We start from the raw sequence: 17,084 nt of genomic DNA on the forward strand, positions 1-17,084 counted from the left end.
ATACCTCTGAAGTTCGATTCAGGCGTCTTGGATGAAGTACATATAAAGTACATTTGACATCCATTCGACACTCGAGGGAGCTTGCGGCCATGAACCTAGAATCGGCCGACAAAACAGGCGACTTCATGCGAGTACAGAACGGTCGGGACAAGGCGTACGAGACGCTGCGGCAGCGGTTGGTCGGAGGGCACTACGGCCCTGGTGAGCAACTCAAGGAGGAGCCGCTGGCCCGTGAACTCGGGTTGAGCCGCACACCTGTGCGAACGGCTTTGCGACGGCTGGTGGAAGACGGGTTGGCAACGGATGCCGCGGGTCAGGGCATCCGCGTAGCCGAGTGGAGCGACTGGGACGTCGAGGAGACCTTCCAGCTGCGGATGCTGCTCGAACCCTACGCGTCGTTCCTGGCTGCAACGCGGGGTGGCGCAGCCGTGGTGGAGAAACTGGAGGCCAGCAATGCGGCCATGGCTGCCGGCATCGCTGCAGGAAGCGATGGCATCGGCGAAGTTCAATCAGCGAACCGGGATTTCCACCACGCGCTGCTCGAGGCATCAGGGTCGCCTCGGCTCCGAACCATTCTGGTCACGATGATCGACATGCCGATCATCAAGCGCTCGTTCTACCTCTACACGCCGCAGGAACTGGAGCAGAGCCTGCACCACCATCGAGACCTAACGCTTGCAGTCCACGCCCAAGACGGAGAGCTTGCGCGACAGGTCATGCAGTTGCACCTGCGCATGTCGTACCACCGCTTCATGGTGCATCGCGACGAGTACCGACGGGTGTCCCCCACGCCGGACGGGGAGAAGTAGCCCTGGCCATGTGAGGCAAATCCCAAGCATTGCGTTGAGCTGACGCCTTTGCCGAGCGGCTCGCAGAGGTGCGCACGATCTCGAACGCAGCGGTACGTCACAGAAGCCGGTCGTTCGTGGACGTCAGCTTGTGGCCGCAGCCTGCCACACGTCCGGGTGCGCCAGAGCGCCCATTTCACGCTCTCGAAATGCCAAAACGTAAACCTAGGGACGGCCGTCTCTGAATCACCCTGGGGCTCCAGCAGCGGACCTTCAATCCATCCGGATGTCACCGAAAGCAAGCGTCTTCACGCGCCCGGAAGGCTTCAGGGTCTGCGCGTCGGCCGACACCGCTGCCTCACATCACGAGGCTTGCCACGAAGTCCAGCAGTGCCCGTGTCTTGGCCGGCACGTGGTGGCGAGAGGGGTAGTAGGCATACAGCGGAAAACGCTCGTCCGGCCAGTCCGGAAATAGGCGCACGAGCTTCTTCCCGGTGATGAAGGACTCGGCCCCCAGCTCGAACAGCTGGGCGATGCCGTGGCCGGCCAGGCAGGTGCTGTAAAGGGTGCCGGCGTCATTGACGGTCAGGGCGCCGCGCGCCGCAACCGTGATCTTGCGGCGGCGCTGGTGGAACTCCCAGGGAAAGGGCCGACCGGTGGTCGAATCGCGGAACAGGATGCACCGGTGATGGCCGGCCTCGAGTTCGCGCGGGTCGGTCGGGCAGCCATAACGCCGGACATAGCCGGGCGACGCCACCGTCAGCACCCGGGTGTCGAGCAGCTTGCGCGCCACCAGGGAAGAAGGCCGGGGGTTTCCGAAACGAATGGCCAAGTCAAAGCCGTCGGCCACCATGTCGCCCAGGTCGTCGCGGCTGCGCAGTTCCATCTCCAGGTCCGGATGGCTGTCCAGAAAAGCCCCCAGTCGCGGACCCAGGATGAGGCGCGAGAAGAAGGGGTCGATATTGACCCGCAAGCGGCCTCGCACAGCCGCTGCGCCGCCTGCGGCGCTCCCAGTGGCTTCCGCCAGCGCGCCGACGAGGGGCATCACCTGCTCGTAGAAGCGTCGTCCCTCGTCGGTCAATCGCACCGACCGGGTCGTGCGTTCGAACACTCGGATGCCCAGCCGGGTCTCCAACCGCGCGATGGCGCGGCTCACACCGGACTGCGACATGTCGAGCGCTTCACCGGCGCGTCCGAAGCTTGCCGCGTCGACGACCGCCGCCATGACGTCGATCCCTTCGAGCAGCTGCGTGCTGATACCTGCCATTGATGACTTCCAAGCATAAACCAAATGCTTTTCATGCTATCGATCTTTGCGGACAGCGTGCACAGAATTCTCGTCAAGCGGCGCGCGGTGCGCCGCATCAGGAGAAAGACGATGTTTGTTGTCACGGGAGTCACTGGCAAGGTGGGCGGTCAGGTCGCAAGGAGATTGCTGGCCGCGGGTTTGCCGGTACGGGCCGTTTTGCGGGATGCGGCCAAGGCGCCGGCCTGGCGCGCGCTCGGCTGCGAGACAGCGCTCGCGTCCATGGATGACGCGGCGGCGCTGGGCACCGCTTTTGCCGCTGCAGAAGCGATATTCGTGCTATTGCCTCCGGTGTTCGACCCGTCGGAGGCCTATGCCGAAACGCAGGCACACATCGCGGCGCTGGTCGCGGCGTTGCAGAAAGCCCAGCCCCGGCGGGTGGTGGCCCTGTCGACCATCGGCGCCCAGGCGGCGGAAGACAATCTGCTGACGCAGTTGCAGATGATGGAGCGCGCCTTTGCCGCGCTGACCATGCCGGTCGCCTTCCTGCGCCCTGCATGGTTCATGGAGAACGCTGCCTGGGATATCGACGACGCTCGCTCGCTTGGTGTCGTGTCGAGCTTCCTCCAGCCGCTGGACAAGCCGGTGCCGATGGTCGCGACGGCAGACGTCGCCGCCACCGCGGTGCAGATGCTGCAAGACAACTGGGAGGGTCGCTGTGTGGTCGAACTCGAAGGGCCAGTGCGGATCACGCCACAGGTGCTGGCTTCCACACTGGGCAGGGTTCTGGGGCGCGACGTTGTGGACCGGGCGGTGCCGCGTGCGACGTGGGCAGCGCTGTTCCGCTCGCAGGGTATGGCCAACCCGTTGCCGCGCATCCGGATGCTGGACGGCTTCAACGAAGGCTGGATTGAGTTCGAGGCCGGCGCTGGCGCATCGCGAAAGGGCGTGACAGCACTCGAAACGTTATTGCGAGGTCTTGCAGATCCGATGGACGCGCTGGGCGGCTAGGCGAGCGCCTGCTTGTGGTGCGTGAGCCAGATGCCGCGGTGCTTGCGGTCCTCATGGTGTTCCTCGGCCCTCGCACGCGCGAGCCTCACCACGAAGGGCTGCCCGTGCGCGATCAGCGTTCCCAGCTCCGCGGCCAACGCGCAGCGTAGCCGGGAGGCGCATCGGCGGTCGCCAGAACCAGCGGGAAGCGGGAAGCGCCGTGGATGGTGAAGTCGGTCGTCTTCAAGGCCATGGTCTTGTCCATTCGAGTGAAGCTGCGCTTCAGCCCCGTGGCGCGAGCCGCAGAGAGATCAACCCGCACAGCAGTGCGAGCCCCGAGGCGGCCAGGAACGCCGCCTGGCTGCCCGCCAGCAGTGCGGCCTGCGGCCCGGCGGACGCCGGCTGAGCCCGCACCACGGTGTGCAGCACCGTGGCGATGCCGGCCACGCCCAGGGCACCGCCCAGTTGCCGCGCGGTGTTGGCCAGGCCCGAGGCCATGCCGGCGTCATGGACCGGGACGCCGGCGCTCACGGCGTGCGTGGCCGCCAGGATCACCATGCCGAGGCCGGCACCTGCGGCCAGCGTGGGACCGAGCACGTCCAGCCAGAACACCAGCTGCGGCGGCATCCGTGCCAGCCACGCCAGACCGGCCGCGGCCACCAATGCGCCCCACAGCGGCAACCGCCGCGATGCACCAGCACCGATGGAGCGCGTGAACACCAGGCGCACTGCCGCCAATGCAACGCCCATGGGCAGCATCGCCAGGCCGGTCGCGCGGGCGCTGTAGCCGGCGGCCTGCTGCAAGGTGTTGGAGATCAGGAAGATCGATGCCGCCAGCAGCCCGCCCAGGCACAGCATCAGCAGGTTGCCGGCGGCCAGGCCGGGCAACTCGAAGATGGACAGGCGCACCAGCGGCTGCTGGCTTCGGCGTTCCACGCTGAGCAACAGCAGGAAGGCGGCGAGCGACAGTCCCAGGGCGCCCAGCACCAGGGGCGAGCCCCAGCCCTGGGCCGCGGACTGCGTGATGCCGTAGACCAGCGCCGCGCTGCCCAGCGTGGACAGCAGTGCGCCGGGCAGGTCCAGCACCGGGCGCGTTGCCTGGGTAGGCGGCGGCCGCAGGCTGCAGGCAATGCCCACGATCAGCAACAGGCCGATCGGGACGTTCACGAACATCACCCAGCGCCAGCCCGCGCCGTCGGTCAGCAGGCCGCCGATCACCACGCCCAGCGCGAAGCCGGCTGAATTCAGCGCCGCCCACCAGGACAGTGCACTGGCGCGCGCCTGCCTGTCGTGGTGCGTGGCCGCCATGACCAGTGTCATGGACGAGGTGGCCAACACGGCCGCACCCAGGCCCTGCGCCGCACGGGCGGCCAGCAACAGGCCGGCATCGCCCGCGAGGCCGCCCGCCAGGCTGGCGAAGGTGAACAGCGCCAGCCCGGCCTGCAGCACCGGCCGCCGGCCGTAGAGATCGCCGGCGCGGGCTGCCAGCAGCATGCAGCCGCCGAAGCTCAGCAGGTAGGCGTCGATGACCCACTGCTGGGCCTGCGCCGACAGCTGCAGCTCGCGCTGCATGGCGGGCAGCGCCACGTTCACGATGGATCCGTCCATGACGACCATGAACGAGGCCAGGCAGGCGATGGCAACGACCAGCCAGGGCGGCAGGTTCGCGCGCAGCAGGGGCGCGGGCGGGGACAGTGCGGCGGTGCGCATAGAAGGCTCCAGTGGTTCGGGGTGGCCAGTGTGGTGTCCCGGGCGCGCAACCTGATAACGTTGTTTAGACGATCAACAATGAAATCCGGCCATGTCCGCCCTGCGCCCCGCTGCCGCCTCTGCGGCTGTTCCCGTGTCCCCCAACATGGCGCTGCTCGAGTTCAGCGAGCGGGCCGACGGCCCGCCGCTGATCGCGGTCCGGGGCAGCGCGCAGAGCGGCAGCGAATTCGAGTTGGGCACGCGCGAGACCGGCTGGCACCAGCATCTGCGCGGCCAGGTCTTCTGCATCGAGAACGGCCTGGTGCATGTGCGCACGCCGCACGGCTCCTGGTTGCTGCCGCCGCACCGGGCGGGCTGGGTGCCGCCCGGCGTGCCGCACATGGCCAGCATCAGCGGCGTGATGAGCGGCTGGAATGTGCTGGTGGCGCCCCCGGCCGCGCGTTCGCTGCCGAAGCTGCCTTGCGTGGTGGGGGTCAGTGAACTCATGCGCTCCCTGGTGCGCCGCGCCGTGCAATGGGGCGGGCAGGAAAGGCTCTCGCCGGCGGAGCGGCGTGTGGGTGCCGTGCTGCTGGACGAACTGCGCACGGCGCCGCACGAGCGCCTGCACCTGCCCATGCCGCAGGACCGGCGCCTCGTGCGCATCGCCCATGCGGTGTTGCAGGCGCCGGGCGACACCCGCACGCTCGCCGAATGGGGGGCCTGGGCCGGACTGTCGGCGCGCAGCCTGTCACGGTTGTGCCAGGCCGAACTGGGCATGGGCTTCGCGCAGTGGCGCCAGCAGGCCGGCCTGGTGCATGCGCTGGAAGCCCTGGCGCGCGGCGAGCCGGTGGCGCAGGTGTCCGATGCGCTGGGCTATGCCACACCGAGCAACTTCATCGCCATGTTCCGGCGGACCTTCGGGCAATCGCCGGGGCGCTATTTCGCCAGGCGCGGCCCACCCGCCCGATGCCCGGTCGTGGCGCCTGGAAGGGGTCAGCGCCCGTCCGCGGCCACGCGCCACACCGCATTGCCCACGTCGTCGGCCACCAGCAGCCCGCCACGCTGGTCCAGCGCCACCCCCACGGGCCGCCCCAGCGCCTTGCCGTCCTCGCTCAGGAAGCCCGTCAGCACGTCGCGCGGCAGGCCCTGCGGCTTGCCGTCCACGAAGGACACGAACACCACCTTGTAGCCGCTCGGCGGCTTGCGGTTCCAGGAGCCGTGGTTGCCGATGTAGGCCCCTGCACCGAACTTGCCGCCCAGCGCCTGGGCGTCGCCGACCGCCAGCCCCAGCGGCGCCACGTGCGCGCCCAGCGCGTAGTCCGGCACGCGGGCCTTGGCCACCATGTCGGGCCGCGGTGGCTGCACACGCTCGTCCACGTGCTGGCCGAAGTAGCTCCAGGGCCAGCCGTAGAAGGCGCCGTCCTCCACGGCCGTGAGGTAGTCGGGCACGAGGTCGTTGCCGAGTTCGTCGCGCTCGTTGACCACGGTCCACAGCCGGCCGCCGTGCCAGGCCAGGCCGTTGGGGTTGCGCAGGCCCGAGGCATAGACGCGGTGCTGGCCCGTCTTCGCATCCACCTCCCAGATCGCAGCCCGGCCTTCCTCGTTCTCCATGCCGTTCTCGCCGATGTTGCTGTTCGAGCCCACGGTCACGTAGAGCTTGCTGCCGTCGGCGCTGGCGATCAGGTTCTTGGTCCAGTGGTGGTTGATCTTCGACGGCAGGTCCACGAGCTTGGTCGGCTGCGCCGTGACCTGCGTCTGGCCGGCCTGGTAGGGCAGCTTCACGACGGCGTCGGCGTTCGCGATGAACAGGCTGTCGCCCACCAGCGCCATGCCGAAGGGCGAGCTCAGGCCCTGCAGCAGCACCGTGCGCAACTCGGCCACGCCGTCGCCGTCGGCATCGCGCAGCAGCGTGATGCGGTCGGCGCTGGGCACGCCGGCACCGGCGCGTTTCATGAACAGGCCCTGCACCCAGCCGCGCAGCGAGGGCTTCTTGCCTTCGCCCGCGTTGGCCGGCTTGTTGCTCTCGGCCACCAGCACGTCGCCGTTGGGCAGCACGCTGATCCAGCGCGGGTGGTCCAGGCCGCGCGCGAAAGGCGTGACGGCCATGCCGGGCGCGGGCCGGGGCATGGCGTCCGCGGGCCAGCCCTGCGCAGGCGCGACCTTGACGGTGGGGATCAGGCTGGTGCTGGGCGCGGGCAGTTGCGGCGCCGAGCCGGCCACGCCGGTCTCGGGCAGGCGTGAGGTCTCGCCGCAGCCCGCGAGCAGGGCCAGGGCGGCGATGGCACAGAGGGCGGGCAGGGCAGGGCGCAGCTGCGGCGGTGGCATGGGCGAGAACTCCTGTGGGAAAGGCTGGAATGGACAGGAGCTTGGCACGCGCAGCCGGCCGCGCCTGCCGGTGTGCAGGCACGCACGCTGTAGGCCGCGGGGAAGGCGGCTCAGAACGTGTGAATGAACCGATCGCGCCCACGACGGGGCGCGGCGGGCCGCAGGCGCAGGCGCGGGCCGCAGCCCGGGCTGGTGCCCGGGCAAGGACCGCAACGCCCGCATGCGGCCTGGCGCGGCCCGGCCCGAAGGGCGAGGCCCCGAGCGCAACGAACATGATGGAAACGGCTGCTCATCCGGGGCCTCGCGTGGGTGTGAGCGGTTCGTTCACACGTTCTCAGCCCAGCAGGCGCCGGATCGCGTTGAGCAGCAGTTGCGGCTCGAAGGGCTTGGCCACGTGCGCGTCGAAGCCGGCGTCCAGCGCCATGGCGCGGTCGTCCGGCCGGCCGAAGGCGGTCAGCGCGATGGCCGGCAGCCGCGGCAGGCCCTGGCGGGCCTCCAGCGCGCGCCAGTGGCGGATCAGCGCATAGCCGTCCTTGCCGGGCAGGCCGATGTCGCTGAGCAGCAGGTCGGGGCGGCAGGCCTGCAGCGCTGCCAGGCCACCGTCGTGGTCGCCCGCGATGCTCACCTGGGCACCGCGGTCCTCCAGGATGTGGCCCAGCATGTCGGCCGCGTCGCGGTCGTCCTCCACCACCAGCACCTTGCGCCCGCTCAGGCCCGCGAGCGCGGCATCGTCGAGCACGCCGGGCTGCGACTCGGGGGCCGGGCTGCCGTCGGCCGCGGTCGGCTGCAGCGGCAGCCAGACATGGGCGGTGGTGCCGGCGTCCAGGCCGGGGCTGCTCAGCGCCACGCCGCCGCCATGCAGCTCGGCCAGGTGCTTGACGATGGACAGGCCCAGCCCCAGGCCGCCGCTGGCCCGCTTGCCCGGCGCCTCGCTCTGCGTGAACTTCTCGAAGACGCGGTCGAGGAAGGCCGGGGCGATGCCCTTGCCCTGGTCCGTCACCGTCAGTTCCAGCCGATCGGCCGTGCGCGCCAGCGCCACGCGCACGCTGCCGCCCGGGTGCGAGAACTTGATCGCGTTGTTGAAGATGTTCCAGAAGATCTGCTGAAAGCGCGCCGGGTCGAGCAGCACCGGACCCGTGGCCTGCAGTTGGAGATCCAGGTGCAGGGCCCGGCTGCCCAGCTGCTGGCGCATCGCGTCGATGGACGACTGCACCAGCGCCACCGGGTCGGCCAGCTCGCGCTGCAGCGCCAGCTTGCCCGAGTTGATGCGCGAGACGTCCAGGATGTCCGAGATGATGCGCGCCTGCGTCTGCGCGTTGCGCCGGATCGCGTCCAGCCCCTTGGCGATCTCCGGCGGCTGCGGCTTTCGCTGCAGCACGTGCACGTTCATGAGGATCGCATTGAGCGGGTTGCGCAGCTCGTGCGAAAGCACGGCGACGAAGTCGTCCTTGGTGCGGCTGTGGCGCTCTGCATTGGCGCGCGCGGCCTGTTCGCGTTCCAGCAGCAGCTGCTTGTAGCGCTGCTCGGTCTCGCGCAGCTGTTCCTCGGCGATGCGCGCGCGGATCAGCGCCTGCACCGTGGCGACCAGCACGGCCGGCTCGACCGGGTGCTCCAGGTAGGCGTCGGCGCCCGAGTTCAGGCCGGCCACCTTGTCCGAACTCTCGATGTAGGTGGCCGACAGGTGCAGTACCGGCAGCACCACGGTCTCTGGCAGCTCGCGCAGCATGCGGCACACCGTGAAGCCGTCCATGTCGGGCAGGTGCACGTCCAGCACCACGGCCGAGATGCCGCCGGCACGGGCGCGGTCCAGGCCGGTGCCGCCGCTGGTCGCCTCCACCGTCTGGAAGCCCGCCGCGCGCAGGATGCGGCAGGTCGAATAGCGGGTGGCGGGGTTGTCGTCGACCACCAGCACCTGGTGCTGCGCGCGGTCGATGGTGATGCTGACCTTGTGCATGGTGGCGCGGTCCTTCAATCGGAGGGCTGGCCGTCCGGCGGCGCAGCGCGCAGCGGGATGCGCACATGGAAGGTGGAGCCCTGGTCCGGAACGCTCTGCATGCCCACGCTGCCGCCCAGCAGCTCGGCCAGCCGCTTGGACAGCGACAGGCCCAACCCGGTGCCGCGCAGGCTCTTCTGGATCGGCGAGTCGACCTGCGAGAAGTCCTGGAAGATCGCGCCGTGGTATTCGCTGGCGATGCCGATGCCGGTGTCGGCCACGGCGAAGCGGACCCAATCCTGCCCGTCCTCGGACACGCGCTGGGCCGACACACGCACCTCGCCGCGCTGCGTGAACTTGAGCGCATTGCTGATGTAGTTGCGCAGGATCTGCGCGAGCTTGCGGTCGTCGCTGAAGACCTGGGGCACGTCCACCGGGTCCTCGAAGATCAGCGAGACGGCGGGATTGGTCAACACCGGCTTGAACATGCCGCGCAGCGCCGCGAACAGGTCCACCATGTCGAACCAGCCGGGTGACACGTCGATGCGGCCGGCCTCCACCTTGGCCAGGTCCAGCAGGTCGTTGACGATCTCGGAGAACTCGAGCGCGTTCTGGTGGATGAACTGCACCTGCCGCTCCTGCTCGGCCGTCAACGGGCCGTCCAGCCGGTCCAGCAGCAGCCGCGTCATGCTCTGGATCGCGCCCAGGGGCGTGCGGAACTCGTGGCTCATGTAGGCCAGGAAGCGGCTCTTGAGCTCGTTGGCATGGCGCAGTTCGGCCGCCTGGGTGTCCAGCTCGGCGTACAGCGCCAGCACGCCGCGGTTGGTCTCTTCGAGCTCCTCGGACAGCTGCGCCACCTGCGCTTGCGCGGCGGCCAGCTGCCCGGCCAGGGTGGTGTCATCCATGGGTGTTCCTTTGCAGCACCAGCACGGTGGCGTCGTCGCGGCCGCGCAGATGTCCGTGCAGCAACCAGGCGGCCAGCAGAGCGGGGTCGCGTGCCACCAGGGGCGCCAGCGGCTCTGCGCGCCAGCGGCTCTGCAACCCGTCGCTGTGCAGCACGGCCACCGCATGGGGCGGCCACTCGGTGTGCACCGGTTCGAAATGCCGGGCCTGCACACCGAGCGTGCCATGCTGCGGGGCCAGGCTCTTGCTGTGCGTGCCGGAGACCAGCCGCGTGGCGATGTTGCCGGCCCCGGCCAGCTGCACGCCGGCCGGCTCCAGCAGGGCCAGCGAACCGGCCGCGCCGCGCGTGATGCGCAGTGCCCCGTGCATGCGGTCCAGCTGTTCGGTCAGCGGCGCGAACGGTGCCCGCACGAACTGCGCCACTGCGGCCTGCGAGGCCTCGGCGGCCTGCGGGCCGTGGCCCAGGCCGTCGGCCACCAGCACGGCCGCGCGCGCACTGTCCAGCGCCAGCGCCCAGGCATCGCCGCAGGCCTGCTCGCCCGGCGCGCAGAGCATCACCGCACCCCAGCGCCAGGCCGCGGGCGCGCGCCGGTGTGCCTCGGGTCGCACGCGCGCCAGCAGCACCGTGCCCACACCAAGTTCGGAGTGCAGGTCGAAGTCGCTGGCCAGCCGGCGCACCGCCCCCAGTCCCGTGCCCGGCGTGCCGCCGGTGGAATAGCCATCGGCCAGCGCACGCGCCGTGTCGGCGATGCCGGGGCCGTCGTCCAGCGCCAGCACCTCCACCTCGGGCTGGCCCAGCTGGCGCTGGGCGATCAGCAGCCGGCCGCCACGGGCGTGACGCACGAGGTTGTTGCCCAGCTCGGTGACGACCAGCGCAAGCCTGCCGGCCGTGGTCGCGTCGAGCGCGAGCTGCGTGGCCAGCTGGGCCGCATGGCGGCGCGCCTCGCCCACCCGGCTGGCATCGCCCATGGGAAACAGCACGTGCGGCGTGCCGGGCCGGATCACTTCCATCGCGTCACGCTCACACAGGTGCCCTGGCCGACGGTGGACTGGATGTCGAACTCGTGCACCAGCCGGCGGCTGCCCGACAGGCCCAGGCCCATGCCCTTGCCTGAGGTCCAGCCGTCGGTCAGCGCCTGGGCGATGTCGGGAATGCCGGGGCCCTGGTCGCGAAAGCGCAGCCGCAGGCCGCGTCGCACGCCTTGTTCCACGACGTCCCAGCACATCTCGCCGCCGCCGCCGTAGGTCACGGTATTGCGCGACAGCTCGCTCGCGGCCGTGATCATCTTGGTCTGGTCGACCAGCGAGAAGCCCAACTGCTGCGTGAGCTTGCGCACCAGCTGGCGGCTGGCCACGATGTCGGGCTCGCCGCGCAGCGGCAGCTGGCCGCTGGGTTCAGTCGCGCTCAAGAGACTCTCCGTGCTGGCCCTGCTCGAGCAGCAGCATGCCGCGCTTGACGTTGAGCGCCGTCTTCACGCCCTGCAGCGACAGGCCCAGCTCCACCAGCGTGATGGCCACGGCCGGCTGCATGCCGACCACCACCGTGGTGGCGTCCAGCACGCGCGCGATGCCGGAGATCGACGCCAGCATGCGCCCGACGAAGGAGTCGACGATTTCCAGGGCCGAGATGTCGATCAGCACGCCCGTGGCGCCGCTGGTCTCGATCCTGGTGGCCAGGTCGTCCTGCAGCTGCACGGCCGTCTGGTCCTCCATGTCGACCTGGATGGTGACGAGCAGCGCACTGCCCATCTGCAGGATCGGGATCCGGTACATGGCCGGCGGCTCAGGCGGTGCGCGCGACGGTCCAGCCGCTGCGCTTGAGCGCCAGGGCCAATGCCGCCGCCAGGCTGGCCTTGGTGGTCACGCCCTGCAGGTCCACGCCCAGGTGCACGATGGTCTGCGCGATCTGCGGGCGCACACCGCTGATGATGCAGTCCGCACCCATCAGGCGGATCGCCGTCACGGTCTTGAGCAGGTGCTGGGCGACCAGCGTGTCCACCGTGGGCACGCCCGTGATGTCGATGATGGCCAGGCCCGATTCGGTGTCGACGATCTTCTGCAGCAGGGCCTCCATGACCATCTGCGTGCGGCTGGAATCCAGCGTGCCGATCATGGGCACGGCCAGCACGCCTTCCCACAGCTTGATCACCGGCGTGGAGAGCTCCAGCAGCTCCTGCTGCTGGCGCGCGATGAGTTCTTCGCGCGTGCGCTGAAATGCCGTCGCCGTCCATTGCGCCATGGCGTCGAGCTTGGTCGTCACGCTGACCACGGCCTGCAGCAGGGTCTGGCTGTCCTGGCCCAGGCGCTGTTGCAGCGCGGCGAAGATCGGCAGCTTGAGCGCCAGCACGAAGGCGCTGGTGTCGCCGGCACTCTGGCCCTGCGCGGCCCGCGAGGCCGACAGGGCCTCGAGCAGCCGGCGTGCGCCGGACCAGCCGGCGCCTTGCAGGTCCTCAGGCGCATCGCCCTGCAGGGCCTGCAGCAGCGCTTCGAACAGTTCTTCGGCCTCCTCGCGGGTGGCGGCGCTGGCATTGGCGCCATGCGTGGCGGTGGTCCACGCCTGGAGCAGGGTGGCGCGCTCGTCGCGCAACAGCGCGATCAGGGTCTGGGCATGGGAAGCCATGGGGGTCCTCGGGCGGGTCTTGTCGGGCCGGTTGTGGGTGCACCGGTGTTTTTGCCACATAAATTCTAGGAGGCGCGACCAGGGTTCCGGTGCCGGCGCGCGCAAGTCGCGGCGTTGTCCTGCAAGCAAGGGGCGTGGTCACCCTCAGCGTCCGCCGCGCCCGGGCACCAGCATCGGGCCGCCCCTGCGCCTGCGCCGGGCCCCACGACACAAGAGGAAGCGTCCATGGATGCACGACAGGAGGAGGCCCCGGAGCCCATTGCCGCCGCGCCCGCGCCCGAGGGCGGGCATGCGCTGCCCGATGCGGCGGTGGACATGCGCAACGCGGCGCTGGCGGTGCTCGCCGTGCTGGCCTGCGTGTTCGCGCTGCGCTGGGCGGCGCAGGTGTTCATTCCCCTCATGATGAGCCTGCTGCTCACCTACGCGCTGTCGCCGGCGGTGGAGCGGCTGGCGCGCTGGCATGTCTCGCGCTGGATCGGCGCGGCGCTGGTGCTGCTCGCGCTGCTGGGCGCCGTCGGCTTCACGGGTTACCGGCTGGCCGGCAGCGCCGGCGCGCTGCTCGATGCACTGCCCGTGGCCGCGCAGAAGCTGCGCCTGCACATCCAGGCCAGCCAGCGGCCTGGCGATGTGAGCGCGCTGAGCACCGTGCAGAAGGCCGCCGCCCATCTGGAGCAGGCCGCCGAGGGCGCGGCCGAGCCGCCGCGCCGCGGCGTCCAGCGCGTGACCATCGAGCGACCGCGCTTCAACGTGCGCGACTACCTGTGGACCGGCACCATGGGCTTGGTCAGCATGGTGCTGCAGCTCACGCTCGTGACCTTCATGACCTATTTCGCGCTGGCATCGGGCACGATGTTCCGGCGCAAGCTCGTGCGCATCAGCGGCGCCAGCTTCAGCAAGAAGAAGATCACCGTGCAGGTGCTGGACGACATCGTCGGCCATGTGGAGCGTTACCTGCTCGTGCAGATCCTCACCAGCGCCATCGTCGGCCTGGCCACGGGGCTCGTGTTCTGGGCCTTCGGTCTGGAGAATGCCGCGGTCTGGGGCATCGTGGCCGGCGTCACCAACCTGATTCCCTACCTGGGTTCGCTGCTGGTCATGGTGGGTGCCGGCCTGCTGGCGCTGCTGCAGTTCGACAGCTACCACATGGCACTGCTGATCGCCGGTAGCTCGCTGGCCATCCACACGCTGGTGGGCCAGCTGCTGGTGCCCTGGCTCACCAGCCGCACCAGCCGCATGAACCCGGTGGCGGTGTTCGTGGGCGTGATCTTCTGGGGCTGGCTCTGGGGCGTGCCGGGCCTGCTGCTGGGCATCCCGATCATGATGGTCATCAAGGCCATCTGCGACCATGTGGAAGACCTGCAGCCGGTGGGCGAGTTGCTCAGCGACTGAAGCCCTCCACCAACGCGATCAGTTGCTCGGGGTCCAGCGGCTTGACCAGGTGGTGGTCGAAGCCGGCCTGCGCCGTCGCCTCGCGGTCGCGCTCCTGGCCCCAACCCGTCAACGCCACCAGCAAGGCGCCTTGGCTCGCCGGATGCCGGCGCAGGCGGCGCGCCAGCTCGTAGCCGTCCATGCCCGGCATGCCGATGTCCAGGATCGCCAGGTCGGGCCGCAGCCGGGGCAGCAGGTCCAGCGCCTGGGCGCCGCTGTAGGCCACGGCCGTCGCCATGCCCATGGCCTGCAGGAACTCGGCCAGGCTGTCGGCGGCATCGCGGTTGTCGTCGACCACGAGCGCGGTCAGTGCCACGGGAGGCACCTCAAGCGGGTCGATTGGCGTCTGCATCACCTGCGTCGCCTGCAGCGGCAGCCGGACCGTGAACGTGCTGCCGTGGCCCAGCCCCGCGCTGTGCGCCAGGATGTGACCACCGTGCAGTTCGACCAGGCTGCGCGCCAGCGTCAACCCGATGCCCAGCCCGCCCTGCGCGGCCTTGGACGCACCACTGGCCTGCACGAACATGTCGAACACGGTGTGCAGCATCTCCGGCGCGATGCCGATGCCGTCGTCCTCAACGCTGACGACGGCCTGGCCGTCCATCGCCTGCGCGGTCAGCACCACATGCCCGCCGGCCGGCGTGTACTTGGCGGCGTTGTTGAGCAGGTTGGAGAACACCTGCGTGAGCCGCACGCTGTCGCCTTCCAGCGGCAGCGGGCTGTCGAGCAGACGCAGCACGAGCCGGTGTTGCGCGGCATCGAGCAGTGGGCGGCTCAACTCCACCGCGTCGTGCAGCACCTCGTGCAGATCGATGGCACTGATGTCGAGCTCGATCTTGCCGCGTGTGATGCGTGAGATTTCCATGAGGTCGTTGACCAGCCGCACCATGTGGTCGATTTGGCGCCGCATCATGTCGTAGTGACGCACCGCCTCTTCGGGCCCCGGCCGCTTGCGCTTGAGCAGTGTCAGCACGGTCTGCAGCGGCGCCAGCGGATTGCGCAGCTCGTGCGCCAGCGTGGCCAGGAACTCGGTCTTGCGCTGGTCGGCCAGCCGCAAGCCCTCCAGCGTTGCGCGCAGGTCGTACTGCCGGTTGCGCGCCCGCAGTGCCGACCGCACCGAACTGACGAACGCCGCTACCCGCATCGGCCGCTCGATCACCGTGACATTGGCCACACTGTCCATGGCTTCGGCCACGACGCGCGAATCGGCGCCCTGGCGCGCCAGCACCAGCACCGGCAGGTCGGACCAGGGCGGTTGTCGCTGCAGGGCCTGTGTCAGGCCCGCGGCAGCCGGATCAGCGAGCGCCTCTTCGGCCAGCACCAGCGCACCAGCGCCGCGTGCCAGTTCGTCGGCCAACGCGGCCAGCGTGGTGCAGTTCTGCACCTGCACGTCGGCGCGCTCGAGCACCGCCCGTGTCATCAGCGCGTCCCTCGCTGTTGCGGCACGCATCAGGACCCGGCGTTCGAGCGCGTCGGCGGCGTCGCTCATGAAGGGTTGCTGGCCGGCGCATCGACGGGGAGGGGCACGCCAGTCAGGATGCCGCGGAAGTTGCGCAAGGGCTCGCCGATGTGGATGCCGGTCTCCGTGAGCGAGAAGTCGCGGATGGTCCGCTCGTGGTGGCCACCGCGCTTCTTGACGACCGAGATCGCCTGGCGCACCTCGCCAGCCAGTTCGAAGTAGCGCAACAGCACCACCGCATCGGCCAGGTAGCTGGCATCCACCGCCGCCGTCATGTTGCCGCCGATCAGGCCATGGTGTGCGCCGACCATCAGGGTGGCCACGCCGTGCTGGCCGAGGTAGGTCAGCAGCTCGTGCAGCTGCACGATCAGGAAATGCTCGTCCGGCATGGCGTTCAGGTAGCCGTTCAGGCTGTCGATCAGCAGCACCTTGGCCTGGTGCTCGGTGACGGCCTCGCGCACCAGATGCACGAACTCGCCCGGCGACAGTTCCGCAGGATCGACCTGGCGCACGCGGATCAAGCCCTGGTCGATGAAGGGGCCGAGCTCCATGCCCATGCCGGCGCTGCGCGTGCGCAGCGTATTGACGCTTTCGTCGAAGATAAACAGCGCCGAGCATTCGCCGCGGCGCGCTGCCGCCAGCGCGAATTGCACGCCCAGCGTGGACTTGCCGGTGCCGGGCGCCCCGACGAACAGTGTGCTGGTGCCGCGTTCGATGCCGCCACCCAGCAACGCATCCAGCGCCGGCAGGCCGCTGGGCATGCGCACCTGTTCCAGTGGCTTGTGGTGTTCGGCCGCGACCAGACGCGGATACACCCGAAGGCCGCCACGGCCGATGGTGTAGTCGTGGTAGCCGGTGCGAAATTGCCGGCCACGGTACTTGGTGACGAGCAGGCGCCTGCGCGTCGAACCGAAATCCGAGTTGTGCTGGTCGAGCCGGATCACCGCATGCGAGATGCTCTGCACCTGCAGGTCGTGCTCCATCGCCGTCATGTCGTCCAGCAGCAGCACGGTGCAGTTGCGCCCGGCAAAAAACTGCTTGAGTGCCAGGATCTGGCGCCGGTAGCGCAGCGAGTTGCCGGCCAGCAGGCGTAGCTCCGACAGCGAATCGAACACCACGCGCTGCGGGCGCAGCAGTTCCACATCGGCCAGGATCTTGAGCGTGGTCTCGCTGAGTTCCACCTCGGAGGGGTGGAACATGGTGTATTGCTCCTCGGGCTCGAGAGCATCGTTGTTCGGCAGCATCTCGCGCACGTGCACACCTTGCAGGTCCCACCCGTGCGAACGTGCCACGCCGGCCAGTTCGTTCGCGGTTTCCGACAGCGTCACGTACAGCACCGATTCGCCGTGCCGCGCGCCCTCAAGCAGGAACTGCATCGCGATCGTGGTCTTGCCCGCGCCGGGCGCGCCTTCCAGCAGGTACAGCCGGTTGACCGTGAGGCCGCCGCCCAGCACGTCGTCCAGGCCCGGCACACCGATCTGCGCCATGGCTTCGACAGGGTCGGCAGAAGAAGAAGGCAGGTCGGCCACGTGTTGCTCCGTGCGTTGGTTGGGCTGGCTGGGTCCGTCGACCTTGCCGGCGGTTATACACGCCTGCACCACCGATTTCGGGGTTTGCGCAACGGTCTGCCCGCCGGCGACCATGGGTCGAGGTGCTGTCCTACAGGCCGGTTTCAAGAATGGCGAGAATGGCGCCCCGCACCG

15 protein-coding genes and 1 pseudogene are annotated in these 17,084 nt (G+C 69.6%); 4 read left to right on the forward strand and 12 right to left on the reverse strand.

The features are described from left to right. Nucleotides 1-89 precede the first annotated feature (89 nt). Nucleotides 90-809 (forward strand): GntR family transcriptional regulator, encoded by a 720-nt coding sequence (locus IE209_RS17970; protein WP_229882924.1) that lies wholly within the window; start codon nt 90-92, stop codon nt 807-809. A 337-nt stretch (nt 810-1,146) separates the two neighbouring features. Here IE209_RS17970 and IE209_RS17975 read toward each other — a convergent pair whose 3' ends face one another. After that, the gene (locus tag IE209_RS17975; RefSeq protein WP_189688314.1) at nt 1,147-2,055 is read right to left on the reverse strand and encodes a LysR family transcriptional regulator; all 909 of its coding nucleotides are present in this window, start codon (nt 2,053-2,055) and stop codon (nt 1,147-1,149) included. Nucleotides 2,056-2,166: 111 nt separating this feature from the next. Between IE209_RS17975 and IE209_RS17980 the strand changes: the two genes are divergently transcribed. Then, a complete protein-coding gene (locus tag IE209_RS17980; protein WP_189688365.1) occupies nt 2,167-3,045 on the forward strand; it encodes an NAD(P)H-binding protein in 879 nt (292 codons plus the stop codon). 112 nt (nt 3,046-3,157) lie between these two features. Here the strand turns inward: IE209_RS17980 and IE209_RS34225 are convergent, their stop codons facing one another. Both IE209_RS34225 and IE209_RS17985 read right to left on the reverse strand, forming a co-directional pair. Next, nucleotides 3,158-3,289: a hypothetical protein gene (locus IE209_RS34225; RefSeq protein WP_268245969.1), complete on the reverse strand. Its 132-nt coding sequence runs from the start codon at nt 3,287-3,289 to the stop codon at nt 3,158-3,160. 17 nt (nt 3,290-3,306) lie between these two features. Next, nucleotides 3,307-4,734: an MFS transporter gene (locus tag IE209_RS17985; RefSeq protein ID WP_189688315.1), complete on the reverse strand. Its 1,428-nt coding sequence runs from the start codon at nt 4,732-4,734 to the stop codon at nt 3,307-3,309. A 145-nt stretch (nt 4,735-4,879) separates the two neighbouring features. On the opposite strand from IE209_RS17985, the pseudogene IE209_RS17990 reads away from it, so the two are divergent. Further along, nucleotides 4,880-5,674, forward strand: a pseudogene (locus tag IE209_RS17990) (AraC family transcriptional regulator); the annotation flags it as partial. A gap of 32 nt (nt 5,675-5,706) precedes the next feature. On the opposite strand, the gene IE209_RS17995 reads toward IE209_RS17990, so the two are convergent. The 7 genes from IE209_RS17995 to IE209_RS18025 all read right to left on the reverse strand — a co-directional run bounded on the left by IE209_RS17995 (nt 5,707) and on the right by IE209_RS18025 (nt 12,494). Further along, nucleotides 5,707-7,038, reverse strand: a complete 1,332-nt coding sequence (locus IE209_RS17995; RefSeq protein ID WP_189688316.1) for a PQQ-dependent sugar dehydrogenase — start codon at nt 7,036-7,038, stop codon at nt 5,707-5,709. 334 nt (nt 7,039-7,372) lie between these two features. Continuing rightward, the gene (locus IE209_RS18000) at nt 7,373-8,992 is read right to left on the reverse strand and encodes an ATP-binding response regulator (RefSeq protein ID WP_189688317.1); all 1,620 of its coding nucleotides are present in this window, start codon (nt 8,990-8,992) and stop codon (nt 7,373-7,375) included. A 14-nt stretch (nt 8,993-9,006) separates the two neighbouring features. Further along, nucleotides 9,007-9,876: a sensor histidine kinase gene (locus IE209_RS18005; protein ID WP_189688318.1), complete on the reverse strand. Its 870-nt coding sequence runs from the start codon at nt 9,874-9,876 to the stop codon at nt 9,007-9,009. Then, nucleotides 9,869-10,885: an ATP-binding protein gene (locus tag IE209_RS18010; RefSeq protein ID WP_189688319.1), complete on the reverse strand. Its 1,017-nt coding sequence runs from the start codon at nt 10,883-10,885 to the stop codon at nt 9,869-9,871. Before IE209_RS18010 ends, IE209_RS18005 begins: the two co-directional genes overlap by 8 nt. Continuing rightward, the gene (locus tag IE209_RS18015) at nt 10,876-11,283 is read right to left on the reverse strand and encodes an anti-sigma regulatory factor (protein ID WP_189688320.1); all 408 of its coding nucleotides are present in this window, start codon (nt 11,281-11,283) and stop codon (nt 10,876-10,878) included. The genes IE209_RS18010 and IE209_RS18015 overlap by 10 nt, the downstream gene beginning before the upstream one ends. Continuing rightward, nucleotides 11,270-11,647, reverse strand: coding sequence for an STAS domain-containing protein (locus IE209_RS18020; RefSeq protein WP_189688321.1), 378 nt, complete (start codon nt 11,645-11,647; stop codon nt 11,270-11,272). Before IE209_RS18020 ends, IE209_RS18015 begins: the two co-directional genes overlap by 14 nt. Nucleotides 11,648-11,657: 10 nt before the next feature. Further along, nucleotides 11,658-12,494 (reverse strand): STAS domain-containing protein, encoded by an 837-nt coding sequence (locus IE209_RS18025; protein ID WP_189688322.1) that lies wholly within the window; start codon nt 12,492-12,494, stop codon nt 11,658-11,660. A 225-nt stretch (nt 12,495-12,719) separates the two neighbouring features. On the opposite strand from IE209_RS18025, the gene IE209_RS18030 reads away from it, so the two are divergent. After that, entirely contained in the window at nt 12,720-13,883 is a 1,164-nt protein-coding gene (locus tag IE209_RS18030; RefSeq protein ID WP_189688323.1) for an AI-2E family transporter, read from the forward strand. On the opposite strand, the gene IE209_RS18035 is transcribed toward IE209_RS18030, so the two are convergent. Continuing rightward, complete coding sequence (locus IE209_RS18035; RefSeq protein ID WP_189688324.1) at nt 13,873-15,411, reverse strand: hybrid sensor histidine kinase/response regulator; 1,539 nt, start codon at nt 15,409-15,411, stop codon at nt 13,873-13,875. The genes IE209_RS18030 and IE209_RS18035 overlap by 11 nt on opposite strands. After that, on the reverse strand, nt 15,408-16,868 hold the full coding sequence (locus IE209_RS18040; RefSeq protein WP_189688366.1) for an ATPase domain-containing protein: 1,461 nt from the start codon (nt 16,866-16,868) through the stop codon (nt 15,408-15,410). Before IE209_RS18040 ends, IE209_RS18035 begins: the two co-directional genes overlap by 4 nt. Between the last annotated feature and the right edge of the window lie 216 nt (nt 16,869-17,084).

This window comes from Pseudorhodoferax aquiterrae (assembly GCF_014652235.1).
In the GTDB taxonomy this organism is placed as follows: domain Bacteria; phylum Pseudomonadota; class Gammaproteobacteria; order Burkholderiales; family Burkholderiaceae_C; genus Pseudorhodoferax; species Pseudorhodoferax aquiterrae.